General features: G+C 39.4%; 16 protein-coding genes. 5 read left to right on the top strand and 11 right to left on the bottom strand.

The genetic code is table 11. The annotated features are described in order from the left end of the window. Positions 1 to 126 precede the first annotated feature (126 nt). Positions 127 to 756: a DedA family protein gene (locus ACIR131C_RS0120185; protein WP_028091614.1), complete on the bottom strand. Its 630-nt coding sequence runs from the start codon at positions 754 to 756 to the stop codon at positions 127 to 129. A 306-nt stretch (positions 757 to 1,062) separates the two neighbouring features. Here ACIR131C_RS0120185 and ACIR131C_RS0120180 point away from each other — a divergent pair, with 306 nt between their 5' ends. Then, positions 1,063 to 1,416, top strand: a complete 354-nt coding sequence (locus tag ACIR131C_RS0120180) for an STAS domain-containing protein (protein ID WP_028091613.1) — start codon at positions 1,063 to 1,065, stop codon at positions 1,414 to 1,416. Between the two features lie 99 nt (positions 1,417 to 1,515). Here the strand turns inward: ACIR131C_RS0120180 and ACIR131C_RS0120175 are convergent, their stop codons facing one another. After that, positions 1,516 to 2,076: an Npun_F5560 family protein gene (locus tag ACIR131C_RS0120175; RefSeq protein ID WP_028091612.1), complete on the bottom strand. Its 561-nt coding sequence runs from the start codon at positions 2,074 to 2,076 to the stop codon at positions 1,516 to 1,518. Positions 2,077 to 2,243: 167 nt separating this feature from the next. Further along, complete coding sequence (rpsF, locus tag ACIR131C_RS0120170) at positions 2,244 to 2,567, bottom strand: 30S ribosomal protein S6 (protein WP_028082434.1); 324 nt, start codon at positions 2,565 to 2,567, stop codon at positions 2,244 to 2,246. A gap of 293 nt (positions 2,568 to 2,860) precedes the next feature. On the opposite strand from rpsF, the gene ACIR131C_RS0120165 reads away from it, so the two are divergent. Next, a complete protein-coding gene (locus ACIR131C_RS0120165; protein WP_028091611.1) occupies positions 2,861 to 3,634 on the top strand; it encodes a fumarylacetoacetate hydrolase family protein in 774 nt (257 codons plus the stop codon). A gap of 3 nt (positions 3,635 to 3,637) precedes the next feature. Here ACIR131C_RS0120165 and ACIR131C_RS0120160 read toward each other — a convergent pair whose 3' ends face one another. Continuing rightward, positions 3,638 to 4,114 (bottom strand): Tic20 family protein, encoded by a 477-nt coding sequence (locus tag ACIR131C_RS0120160; protein ID WP_028091610.1) that lies wholly within the window; start codon positions 4,112 to 4,114, stop codon positions 3,638 to 3,640. Between the two features lie 80 nt (positions 4,115 to 4,194). Then, a complete protein-coding gene (locus ACIR131C_RS0120155; RefSeq protein ID WP_028091609.1) occupies positions 4,195 to 4,392 on the bottom strand; it encodes a hypothetical protein in 198 nt (65 codons plus the stop codon). Positions 4,393 to 4,867: 475 nt separating this feature from the next. Between ACIR131C_RS0120155 and glyA the strand changes: the two genes are divergently transcribed. Beyond that, on the top strand, positions 4,868 to 6,157 hold the full coding sequence (gene glyA, locus ACIR131C_RS0120150) for a serine hydroxymethyltransferase (RefSeq protein ID WP_028091608.1): 1,290 nt from the start codon (positions 4,868 to 4,870) through the stop codon (positions 6,155 to 6,157). 172 nt (positions 6,158 to 6,329) lie between these two features. Here glyA and psbM read toward each other — a convergent pair whose 3' ends face one another. The 4 genes from psbM to tgt all read right to left on the bottom strand — a co-directional run bounded on the left by psbM (position 6,330) and on the right by tgt (position 8,791). Beyond that, positions 6,330 to 6,437, bottom strand: coding sequence for a photosystem II reaction center protein PsbM (gene psbM, locus ACIR131C_RS24870; RefSeq protein ID WP_071604776.1), 108 nt, complete (start codon positions 6,435 to 6,437; stop codon positions 6,330 to 6,332). 510 nt (positions 6,438 to 6,947) lie between these two features. Next, on the bottom strand, positions 6,948 to 7,244 hold the full coding sequence (locus ACIR131C_RS0120145; RefSeq protein ID WP_028082439.1) for a 2Fe-2S iron-sulfur cluster-binding protein: 297 nt from the start codon (positions 7,242 to 7,244) through the stop codon (positions 6,948 to 6,950). 143 nt (positions 7,245 to 7,387) lie between these two features. Further along, a complete protein-coding gene (locus tag ACIR131C_RS24865; RefSeq protein ID WP_006195022.1) occupies positions 7,388 to 7,525 on the bottom strand; it encodes a photosystem II reaction center protein K in 138 nt (45 codons plus the stop codon). 129 nt (positions 7,526 to 7,654) lie between these two features. Continuing rightward, the gene (gene tgt, locus ACIR131C_RS23655) at positions 7,655 to 8,791 is read right to left on the bottom strand and encodes a tRNA guanosine(34) transglycosylase Tgt (protein WP_035372633.1); all 1,137 of its coding nucleotides are present in this window, start codon (positions 8,789 to 8,791) and stop codon (positions 7,655 to 7,657) included. A gap of 195 nt (positions 8,792 to 8,986) precedes the next feature. Between tgt and cobS the strand changes: the two genes are divergently transcribed. Further along, positions 8,987 to 9,760, top strand: a complete 774-nt coding sequence (gene cobS, locus ACIR131C_RS0120130; protein ID WP_051347644.1) for an adenosylcobinamide-GDP ribazoletransferase — start codon at positions 8,987 to 8,989, stop codon at positions 9,758 to 9,760. Positions 9,761 to 9,770: 10 nt separating this feature from the next. Continuing rightward, entirely contained in the window at positions 9,771 to 10,322 is a 552-nt protein-coding gene (locus tag ACIR131C_RS0120125; protein WP_028091606.1) for a DUF4231 domain-containing protein, read from the top strand. A 116-nt stretch (positions 10,323 to 10,438) separates the two neighbouring features. On the opposite strand, the gene ACIR131C_RS0120120 is transcribed toward ACIR131C_RS0120125, so the two are convergent. Together ACIR131C_RS0120120 and ACIR131C_RS0120115 are read right to left on the bottom strand one after the other, a co-directional pair. Continuing rightward, positions 10,439 to 11,182 carry a hypothetical protein gene (locus ACIR131C_RS0120120; protein ID WP_028091605.1) on the bottom strand — a complete coding sequence of 248 codons (744 nt, stop codon included), beginning with the start codon at positions 11,180 to 11,182 and terminating at the stop codon, positions 10,439 to 10,441. Positions 11,183 to 11,201: 19 nt separating this feature from the next. Further along, the coding region (locus ACIR131C_RS0120115; RefSeq protein ID WP_028091604.1) for a WD40 repeat domain-containing protein at positions 11,202 to 11,583 on the bottom strand (382 nt) is incomplete at its 5' end.

Here is an 11,583-nt window from a genome sequence, read left to right as displayed (position 1 = left end):
GTACAAAGTTGAATGATGAAACTCTTGTAGTGCGGGCATCTTGCCCGCTAAATATGTACCTCACAACACCGGTAATTGCTGTAATGATACCTTGATTCCATCAAAAGCACTTAAAAAGTCAATTACCTACTCTTCTGTTTGCTGCTTCACAGTGCGGGACTCCAACCAAATTGGGATAACAATGACAGCAACTAAAATAAGTAAAGCCAAAATCGCAAATTTACTTACCCAGGCCACCAATTGTTCTAGGGAAATAATTCTCCCCGCAAAAAAAGCTAAAGTCACCATCACACCACCCCACGCAGTCGCCCCAGCTACATTATAAATTAGGAATTTACCAAAGGGCATTTCTGCTATACCTGCAAGTGGTGAAGCAAAAATTCGCAATAAGGCAAAAAAGCGGCCAAAAAATACAGCTTTGCCGGCGTTTTCGGTAAATTGATCCTTAATACTCAACAGTCGTACCTCTGAAATGCGGAAAATCTTCCCAGCTTGCAGCAGAAAAGGCCAACCACCCACTCTACCTATCCAATAGCCGCAATTACCACCAATTACAGCCCCTCCGACCGCATTACCAAGAACCAGCCAATAATTTAATTCATTGCTACCAGCCAAAAAACCACCAACAATGGTTACGGTTTCCCCAGGGAGAGGAATACCCAAATTTTCTAGCAATATTCCCAAAAAAATCGCTAAATAACCATAATTATGAGCAATTTCTTGGATGTTTTCTAGTGAAATTAGCTCAAAAGACATCCGCTACCACCGAGTTTACAAATTTTTACCTGTACCATATCTTTGCTTATTTTTGGTAAGAGTGTCAAACTATTTAAGTCAAATTATTTAAATAATGATAAGTTTGTTACTGAAATTGCCAAAGAATTATGCCTATACTAGAAGAACATATCAACAAATTATACGATGTAAATACTGAAAATTTTTTCTAGCCGCGTTGCTGTTAATGCAGGTAAATTTGCGAAAATAGTCATTTTGCGGTTGAATTATAAACAGTATTAATGTCAGTTTTTTCTTTCTTAGTGTTTCAAATACTCGGTTAAATTTATGACTCTTACACAAGAACGCCAAGTGATTTTGTTTAAACCCCAGGGTAGTATAGACCTAGACAGTGGTACGAACTTGAGTGAACAGATGGACCAAATTAAACCTCAAGGCCATCAACTTTGGGTTATAGATTTAGCAGATGTAGATTTTATGGATAGTTCTGGATTAGTTCCCCTTGTCAAGGGTCTGACTACAGCGCGTAAAAGTGGTTGTCGGTTAGTTCTTTGCAATGTCAAAGCCCCTGTGAAGTTGATTTTGGAACTGACCCAACTTGATTCAGTATTTGAAATTTTCCCAAGTTATGAAGATATTTTTACTTCCGTTTCAGATAAACAGTCGTTATTAGCAAGCTAATTTACAGTATTTTCTCCATAAATACTTATAAGCCGCAGTATCTAAAAGTCTAAATACTGCGGCATAAAGGTTTTGACGAGGAAAATACAGTCACGAATTTTAGGTATTTTGAGAAGCAGATATATGATCTGTTGCAACTTCTGAACGGGGAAAAGTAGGTAAATCAAGACCACTATGATTTGTGTGGCGGTTTTTGAGTGCTAAACGATAACTTACACTTTGTAATTCGGCTTGTAATTGGCGATTTTCCCTTTGTAATATTACTACCTGATCTCGCACTGGTTTTATGCGTTCTTCAAACTTACGGCGGTAAATTTGGGGTAATTCCTCTATTACCCGCTCTAACATTCTATTCCGATCAGTTAGATTTTGCACTGACTGTCGTAGTTGGTAAATTTCGGTATCACGAGTCCTAATTTCCTCTTGGTAGCATCTCACCTGCTCTTCCACAGATTCAAGTTGCTCTTTTAACGCCTGCAATTGACTCAAATCTACCCCTGGTTCGGATTGTGGTGGTGTAAAATTAATGTTACCCTTAACTAACCGTAACAGTTCTTGAGATAATTGCTCTACTAATTGATCTCGCAGTTGTAACTCTTCTCGTAACCGGGACATTTCTGTAGACAGTTCTGGGATGTTTGGTATATCAGATTGGTTCACAGTCACTTATACCTCTTGTATATAACTGTGATATTAACATTCCCGTTGTTTAAAAATATCCTTAACTTCCAGTTTACTGAAACTATTGACTATCTCTGTATTTTTATACCATTACCTACCGATGAGGTAGGTGAACGGCTGATACTTGTCACCTAAAAATGTTGTTATTAGGCTGCTGCTTCTGCTTCTACTTTCTGCTTAGGAACTTCTTGCTTAACTGTCATATAGCGAATTACTTCTTCGCTTAATCTCATACCGCGTTCCATAATGGCGATCGCAGTTCCAGGTCCAGTATAATTCATTTGCACATAAACGCCATCACGATGCTTTTTAATTTCATAAGCCAGACGACGTTTACCACGGTTTTGAATTTCAATATTCTCAGCACCGTTTTCCCGAATCAAGTTTTCATATTTGGCAATTTGTTGTACTATTTGCTCATCTCCCAAATCAGGACGCAGAATGTACATCGTTTCGTAAACTGTGGTCATATTCGTTAATTCACCTTTTGGACAAAATGGCTGAAGAGGTGTCAATATATACAAATACTGCTGTTAGCGATACTTTGATTAATCAACTTCTCAAACAACAAGGAATTTTGACAATTTTTTAGCTATTCTATGTTAGCACAATTTTCCCCAATATTCCTTTCCTGCTCAACTTTATTTTTGGAGTAAATTTACGAAGTTTTGCGTATTTATCTTATAATAAAACCAGTTTTTAATGACAATAATTAGTCAAATCCTGGTGTAATAAAGCATATTTAAGGATATTTATTCAGGTCATGGCGCAGCGATATGTGCGAGTTCAAAGTCAAGAAGGTAAAATTTATTATGGGTTGCTCCAGTTATCCCAGAATGTGGAAGTGCTAGACGCTCCACCCTGGTTGCATGGTCAACCTACGGATTTAACCCTAGAACCCAACTGTTATACAATTCTAGCCCCCTGTGCGCCTTCCAAAATTGTCGCCGTGGGGAGGAATTATGTTGATCATGCAGCGGAAATGGGAGCGTCAGTACCCGCTGAACCGCTTATATTTCTGAAACCGCCTACATCTGTAATTGCGTCAGATAGAGAAATTAAATATCCCCACCAATCTCAAAGGGTGGACTATGAAGGAGAGTTGGCCGTTGTGATTGGCGATCGCACAGCTAATTGTAGCCCAGACCAAGCCCAAAGTAAAATTTGGGGTTACACCATTGCCAATGATGTCACAGCCAGGGATTTACAACAAAAAGACCACCAATGGACAAGAGCTAAAGGTTTTGATACTTTTTGTCCTCTAGGTCCTTGGATTGTCCGAGAATTAAACCCAGGAGCTAAATTACAGACTTTTTTGAATGATCATCCCCAGCCCGTCCAATCTGCTTGTATTGATCAAATGGTATTTTCCCCAGATTTTTTGGTATCTTATATCAGTCAAGTGATGACTTTATTACCTGGGGATATAGTATTAACTGGTACACCTATGGGTGTAGGAGCTTTGCAAATAGGCGATCGCATCTGTATAGAGATAGAAGGTATTGGTCGCCTAGAAAACACAGTTGTCCGCAGTTAATCTTTAGCGTACCTGCATATAAACAGCATCGGAAATTGCCGGAATTTCCGCATATTTTCCCACTAACGACTGAGCGACGCAATAAACAACCGCTGCTACTATTCCCATAAAAATGGTTGTATAGAGTGTTTGCATAGCAAATCCACTACCAGGAACGAATTGGACAATACGAGTCAAAATGCTACATAAAAAGATCACAATATCTAAAATGATGGCTTGCATGGTATTGAAACGAATAAAATGACTAATTTTCTCGTTTCTCACCACTAAAAGCCACAAAGCAAAGAAAATAATCATTCCTGCATAGGGAATACCAGAGTAAATTGTTAACAGAGGTAAAAGCGGTAAAAATATCAGTCCCAGCAATGGAAAATCATTGAGAAAGAACCGACCGAAGACAAACACCTCAATTAAAGGTAATAAATAAGGTAAACAAGCGAAAATTCGATCAGGGAAAGTTGTAGACCCGCGCCAAGACATTTTATATTCTCCTGTGGCTAAATTTCAACAGCTATTGAGCTTAGGATAACGCAGATGCTTGATCTTGATAACGAATCCAATTATTCTATATTGGCAACCCGAAAACCCATCATACACTCATATTGCTCTGGCTGTTGTTGGGTACAATTATTAATTGCTTGACCACAGCGCAGTTTTCCCCCACTCCAGCGAGGTTGTCCCTTACCATTTGCTAGTAAACAAGACTGACAAACTGTTTCTGGGCTAAGGATTTGATTATCGGTGAAAATAACTAACATCTAAATCCCTTTTTGTTATAATTAGGAGAAATTTATATGAATGATTTAGGAAATGATTGAGAAAAAAATTCTAGCCAGCTTAGAAGGCCGCTAAATGTACTTGAGTTGATTGTATCTTAGATGTCTGAGATTTTTGTTAAATTGAGTACCAAAAAATACATAAATTTAGATCACCACATTTACTAAAATCAAAAATTCCTATATGATCACATTTCCATCTCTCTAAAGAACTTCAGCCTAAATTCTGATCATAGACAGTTTACCCAGTAACCCTGCTTTACTGCATTTAATTTGTATGATTCTAGCGGGCAAGGAATTTGTATGATTCTAGCGGGCAAGGAATTTGTATGATTCTAGCGGGCAAGATGCCCGCACCACAACATCTAGCCAGATGAGGATTATAAAATTTAGAGGCGTAACAGCTTAGGTTTAACCGTGATATCGATTTTTATCAAATTCCCTAAGGATAATCAAAGTGACTAAAACTAACTCAGACTTTTTAAAAAATTCAGATCCTACCATTAACGAACTAATTAATCAAGAACTACAGCGACAACGTGATCACTTAGAATTAATTGCCAGTGAAAACTTTACCTCCCCTGCCGTATTAGCCGCCCAAGGTTCAGTATTAACCAATAAATACGCAGAAGGACTACCAGGTAAACGTTATTATGGCGGTTGTGAATTTGTTGACAAAATTGAACAAATAGCCATTGACCGAGCTAAACTGTTATTTGGCGCTGCCCATGCCAATGTCCAACCTCATTCTGGGGCGCAAGCTAATTTTGCCGTTTTCCTGACATTGTTAAAACCGGGAGACACAATTATGGGTATGGACTTGTCTCATGGGGGACATCTTACCCACGGTTCACCGGTGAATGTTTCTGGTAAATGGTTTCAAGTTCGTCATTATGGTGTCAGCAAAGAAACCGAACAATTAGACTATGATCAAATTCGGGATTTAGCTATTAAAGAACGGCCTAAACTGTTAATTTGTGGTTATTCAGCCTATCCCCGGATTATTGACTTTGCAAAATTCCGCAGCATTGCTGATGAAGTTGGCGCTTATTTACTCGCTGATATTGCTCATATTGCGGGTTTAGTCGCTACAGGTCATCATCCTAACCCCCTACCTTATTGTGATGTCGTCACCACCACAACCCATAAAACTCTACGTGGACCCCGTGGCGGCTTGATTTTGACTCGTGATCCAGAATTGGGAGAAAAGCTGGATAAATCAGTTTTCCCAGGCACTCAAGGGGGACCTTTAGAACACGTTATTGCTGGTAAAGCTGTGGCATTTGGGGAAGCTCTTAAACCTGAGTTTACACAATATTCTGCCCAAGTTGTTGAAAACGCCCGCGCTTTAGCTACCCAACTGCAAAACAGAGGCTTTAAGTTAGTATCTGATGGCACAGATAATCATTTAATGTTAGTAGATTTACGTTGTATTGATATGACTGGAAAAAAAGGAGATCAGCTAGTCAGCACCGTTAATATCACCGCCAACAAGAATACAGTTCCCTTTGATACTAAATCGCCTTTTGTTACCAGTGGTTTAAGGTTAGGTTCTCCCGCTATGACTACCAGGGGTTTAGGTGTGGCAGAATTTACAGAAATTGGTAATATTATTGCAGATCGGTTACTTTCTCCAGATTCAGAAATAGTAACTGCGGATTGTTTGAGACGAGTCGCGGCATTGTGCGATCGCTTTCCATTATATCCTCACATAGAAATTCCTGTACCAGCTTCTGTGAGTAAATGATGAGTATTCCCAGTCTGAGACTGGGAACGAAATTTTCAAAGGGCGGTTGAGGGAAGTTGAAACTAATTTAAACTAATTTAAACTAATTTATGGCTAGGACAGCCAAGCCATTAGGTTCTGACCCACCCTACCCAATGTAAGTGGCAATTTACGGACGTTAACCGTTAACTAGTTAATTGCCTTCACGGCTTCCAGTTTGGATGTAAAGCATGATTAAAAAAACAGCAGGTACTAGTACGAACAAAATGCTCGCTATGAAACCCAAATCATTAACTTGCATAGGAAAATAGCCTTTTGTGTAATTTTTCTATTCAACTACTGCTATATAAAACCTAGACAAAACTAGACTTTACTTTCTACTTCAATGGGAGCATGGGAGCAGTTATCCCTCAGTAGACTTTCACGCTGTAGCCCAACGCGGTTGTGTTCCAATTAAGTTTCACAAAAAAGACTACCACCATCATTGCTTGGTTTTCGCGTCAGCAATAGTCTCAATTCAATACTTGATACCATCGTATTATATATCAAGTACTTGATTTTTCACTAAAAATATATTGATTTTTGCCAATATAAGTATAGTTTTATCGCTGAAATTGTCAACTTAGGACTTGCTCTAGAATAGCATTACAGATGACAAAGTGAAGCCAATTTTCTTAAACTCGAATAGACAACCGGGGACTAGAATCTCCAGCTAGACAACTAAAATCCGCAGCCCTGGAATAAATAAAAATTAAAACCCACATAAGTGGGCTGTTTTTGTATATAAACGTTTACTAACTACCGATTTAACTTAGGGTTTGGTGATGACGCTAACAGGTCCATTAACTAGAGTTTGACAAGCTAGACGGTAATTATCAGGCTTGTTTTTGAATTTGCGGTTTTCTAAATCTGTGCGGGGAGAAAGGTTTTCTAGCCCTTCGGTAATTTGGACAACACAAGTAGTACATTGTCCCGCACCACCGCAATTGGTGATTTTGCTGAGAAATGTGTAGATATCAATCCCATTTTCTACGGCTTTGAGTCGGAGATTAGCGCCGTTTGCGGCCACTATTTCTTTATTCTCTTTGACAAATTTGATGTTTCCCATAGTGTATTCCTGGTGATTTAGTATGCGACTGGATTAATTATATTGATTTATTGCAAAATATTAAGAAATATTAATTTCATGCAAAAAAACAAAAAAATAGGACAGGTGTGCATTACCTGTCCAGAAAATTGTAGATGGGTAAGTTATCTGAAACCGACTGCTGCTTGCCAAACAAATGCAAGTAACAAGAAGAAAACGGGAATAACAGGTAAAACATCTACCAAGGGGTCGAAGATTTGGTAAGCTTCAGGCAGTTTTGCTAGTAATAGTGCTGCTTCCATGTTTGTTTAAATCCACCTAATAGTCAAATACAGCTTTTATATGCGAGATGTATTTTAACATGATTTGGTAATCCGATTTTGGATTTTAGATTTTAGATTTGAGATTGACTACAGAGTCCGGGATTATGATCAGTCCTCAGTTTTTTCCAAATCAATAGCATCATGTTGCAACCAATGACCAAAATCTGTGACAAAGCGATCGCTTAATATTGAAGCTCGAATCTTTTGAGTAAAGCGAATCAATTCAGTGATGTTATGAATAGTCAACAAAGTATAAGCTAATATTTCCTGCGATCGCACTAAATGAGATATATAAGCACGACTGAAATTTTCACAAGTGTAACAAGGGCAATTTGCATCCAGTGGGGTAAAATCTTCACGAAACTTAGCGTTTTTCAGATTCCAACGTTCACCGTCAACAATAGCTGTACCATGTCTAGCCCATCTAGTAGGAATCACACAATCAAATAAATCTACCCCAGAAGCGATCGCAATTGCCATTTCTCGATAAGTTCCCACACCCATTAAATAACGGGGTTTATTCACAGGTAACAACGGGGCTGTAGTTTGGACAATTTGCGCCATTAAATCCGTAGGTTCACCCACACTGACACCACCAATGGCATATCCAGGCATATCCAACTGTGCCAATTCCCCAGCAGCACGGGCGCGTAAATCTAAATATACTCCCCCTTGGACAATGGGAAACAATGCCTGATCCTGGCGTTGATGGGCTGATATGGAGCGTTTTAGCCAGCGATAGGTACGGTCAGTAGCGGCTTCCACTTCCTGACGAGTAGCCGGATAAGGAGGACATTCATCAAAAGCCATGATCACATCAGCCCCCAGAATATTCTGAATTTCAATAGAGCGTTCTGGGGTTAATTTAATCATTTGCCCATCATGAGGCGAGCGAAAAGTTACACCTTCTTCTGTAATTTTCCGCATCTCACTCAAACTAAAAACCTGAAATCCACCAGAGTCCGTGAGCATGGGACCTGGCCAACCCATAAACTTATGTAACCCACCACCACCGGCAACAATGGCCTCTCCCGGTTGGAGATGTAAATGATAGGTATTAGCCAAAACCATTTGCGCTCCCGTTGCGGCCAATTGGGCAGGGGTGATAGTTTTCACATTAGCTAATGTTCCCACAGGCATAAACCTGGGCGTTTCTACTGGTCCGTGGGGAGTAGAAAATATTCCGGCTCTGGCTTTAGTCTGGCTACAGGTAGCGAGACATTCAAAAGAAAAATTGGCACTCAAGACAAAAATACGGTTTCGCTAAATTTATCCACCAACTTAACATTTTCTCGACTACTTGATGCAGTTTGTGGGGTTTTTGTCAATAAAATCAAATTGAGAAGCCACGTCTGGTCATCTGTGATAAATTATCTGTCTGGGAGTAATTGATGATCAGAACATTTATCAAACTTAATACTCATCAATAATTCAAGTGTTTTGGCTAAGATATTACGCTGGTGGCAACAGCAATTCTTAAATTTAGTTGCGGCTGTCATTTTCTATACCGCTATTCCCCTACCTAATGTGCAAAATTTGGACTTCCAAAAAGTTGCTTGTTTCGCGCCAGTAATTGGGTTAATGATTGGTGGTATTTTAGGTGGGTTAGATGTAGGTATGAATTATTTGGGTATTCCCATGCTAACCCGTAATGCTTTGGTAGTGGGTGCGTGGATAGCAATTACCGGAGGATTACATTTAGATGGAGCAATGGATACAGCGGATGGTTTAGCAGTGGGTGATCCTCAACGACGGTTACAGGTCATGATGGATAGCGCCACAGGTGCATTTGGAGCAATATCCGCTATAATGATTATTATTTTGAAAATAACTGCTTTAACAGATATAGCTGAAAACCATTATTTAGTATTGATGTCTGCTTGTGGGTGGGGACGTTGGGGACAACAAATAGCTATTTGTCAATATCCTTATCTGAAGCCTAGTGGTAAGGGTGCATTTCATAAACAAGCTATTCGTTCTTATTTTGATTTATTTCCAAGTTGGGTTTTGTTAATTGGTTTAAGTGGTGTTGTTTGGGTAATAAATCCGCATAATTTTGTTTTAGCTGTGGGGATGGTTTTATCTGGGAGTGTGATTTCCGTTGTGACGGCGGCTTGGTTTAATTATAAATTAGATGGACATACAGGGGATACTTATGGGGCTGTGGTGGAGTGGACTGAAGCGTTATTCTTGTGTGTAATTACTACTATTTAAGGAGTGAGTTGTGGCAAAAAAAGATTCTTATTCCCAATTATTAAAACAAGAGTTTATTAATTTATTTGAGACTCTGGAACTTAATGATATACAAAAGCATTATTTAAAGTCTCGCTGGTTAGACCAGATTTTGTGGATGGAAGGACGGGCTAATGATGCCCGTCAACGCTATTATCAACTGCGATTAACAACAATTATTGGCGGTGTAATTGTTCCCATATTAATAAGTTTAAATATTAATGATAAAGCCTTAGATTCATATCTAAAAGGTTTTACAATTGCCTTATCGGGAATGGTAGCTATCAGTTCCTCCGTTGAGGAATTTTTTCATTATGGAGAACGTTGGCGACACTATCGGCGGACAACGGAAATTCTCAAAGGAGAAGGTTGGGAATTGATGGAACTCAGCGGTTCCTATGCCAGTTACAAAACCCATGAGGAGGCTTTTAAAAATTTTGCCGCGAATGTGGAAAATATCATTCAGAGTGATGTAGAAGTTTATCTCACCAAAGTCACCCAAGAAACTAAAAAGCAAAAAGAGGAAAAAAAGCCGGAAGTGTAGAAGGTTTAATTATTAGACATCTCCTAGAAAGTAGAAACGTTCCATGGAACGTCTCTACAAGGGTCCTAGAAAACGCATATTTAATTCTCGGATATGTATCTTCATTAATGTCTTAATCACTTTGTTAATTGCTGTCTCAATAGCTTCGCTAATTCTGACATTGGTTGTGATAGATCAAATAATAACAGATTACTTTGCCCTGCCACCTCTGCGACCTTTTCCCGTGCTTCAGACTCTGGATGGTTTCTGGCAAAAGCAATTTCGTCCGCAAGCCGACCGCTACCAGCAATTACAACTATTGTCCGACCAACTTTTAAATTTTCCATCACATCTACTAAAGCAATCTCCCCCCCATTGATTAGTAATGTTACTGATGGTGCTTCCTTAGCAAGTAAACTTGCTACTCTGGCCTGCCAAGGCGACTCATCACCCCAATTAAAACCAGGAACTAAGACAAAATGAGTATGGTGAGGTTCTAAGGCTTCTGTATTGGAAGATGTGGGGACTGCATTAGGTAATGTTACTGTCCCCACTGCTGCGACACCAATTAAAGAAAATGTCCCATTGATATCTCTACGAGCCTCACCCATCATTTTCATTACACCAGCATTAGTACCGCCGTCAACAACATCGGCATTCAATTCTTCAACTAGGGGGGCTATGATTTCTACAAACAACAGGCTCAGACGGGCTAAGTCAGATTCACTCACCTTACTTGCACCACCTACTAATACTAGCAAGGGACGCGAACCTTGAAAGCCGAGATCATGGAGAGCAGCGGACAAATGTATAAAGTCATCAACTTGAACAGCATTTGCTGTTTGTCCGGTTGGGAAGGAAAAACTGAAAGGCTTTTTCATAAATTGAATTATAAAAACTCTACTTTACTTTAGTTCTTGACTGTTGAGTACCAATGCCGTTGCATAAATTTCTATCACTTTTGCTAACTGTAAGATTATTTTGTAAATAGTTTCGTATCCAATCGCAATTACGACCCATTAAAGAGTCTAAATTTAGATTCCAGAAATCTCGATTCCACAGTTTAATAGTCTGGTCACCACTACCAGAAGCCAAAGTCCTGCCGTCCGGGCTAAAACTGACGCTGTAGACAAAATCACTATGCCCAGAGAGGGTGCGAATTTCCTTACCTGTGTCTAGATTCCACAGTTTAATTGTCTTGTCATCACCACCAGAAGCTAAAGTCTTGCCGTCCGGGCTAAAACTGACGCTGTAGACAAAATTACTATGCCCAGAGAGGGTG

The organism is Dolichospermum circinale AWQC131C, assembly GCF_000426905.1.
Lineage (GTDB): Bacteria > Cyanobacteriota > Cyanobacteriia > Cyanobacteriales > Nostocaceae > Dolichospermum > Dolichospermum circinale.
The sequence above is the reverse complement of the archived record's forward strand: the minus strand, read 5'-3'. Positions and strand labels throughout refer to the sequence as shown.

Bases quoted from the DNA above. Each gene is read 5' to 3' on its own strand.
- ACIR131C_RS0120185 (WP_028091614.1), bottom strand. From the start codon at position 756: ATGTCTTTTGAGCTAATTTCACTAGAAAACATCCAAGAAATTGCTCAT.
- ACIR131C_RS0120180 (WP_028091613.1), top strand. From the start codon at position 1,063: ATGACTCTTACACAAGAACGCCAAGTGATTTTGTTTAAACCCCAGGGT.
- rpsF (WP_028082434.1), bottom strand. From the start codon at position 2,567: ATGACCACAGTTTACGAAACGATGTACATTCTGCGTCCTGATTTGGGA.
- ACIR131C_RS0120165 (WP_028091611.1), top strand. From the start codon at position 2,861: ATGGCGCAGCGATATGTGCGAGTTCAAAGTCAAGAAGGTAAAATTTAT.
- ACIR131C_RS0120160 (WP_028091610.1), bottom strand. From the start codon at position 4,114: ATGTCTTGGCGCGGGTCTACAACTTTCCCTGATCGAATTTTCGCTTGT.
- ACIR131C_RS0120155 (WP_028091609.1), bottom strand. From the start codon at position 4,392: ATGTTAGTTATTTTCACCGATAATCAAATCCTTAGCCCAGAAACAGTT.
- psbM (WP_071604776.1), bottom strand. From the start codon at position 6,437: ATGCAAGTTAATGATTTGGGTTTCATAGCGAGCATTTTGTTCGTACTA.
- ACIR131C_RS0120145 (WP_028082439.1), bottom strand. From the start codon at position 7,244: ATGGGAAACATCAAATTTGTCAAAGAGAATAAAGAAATAGTGGCCGCA.
- ACIR131C_RS24865 (WP_006195022.1), bottom strand. From the start codon at position 7,525: ATGGAAGCAGCACTATTACTAGCAAAACTGCCTGAAGCTTACCAAATC.
- ACIR131C_RS0120120 (WP_028091605.1), bottom strand. From the start codon at position 11,182: ATGAAAAAGCCTTTCAGTTTTTCCTTCCCAACCGGACAAACAGCAAAT.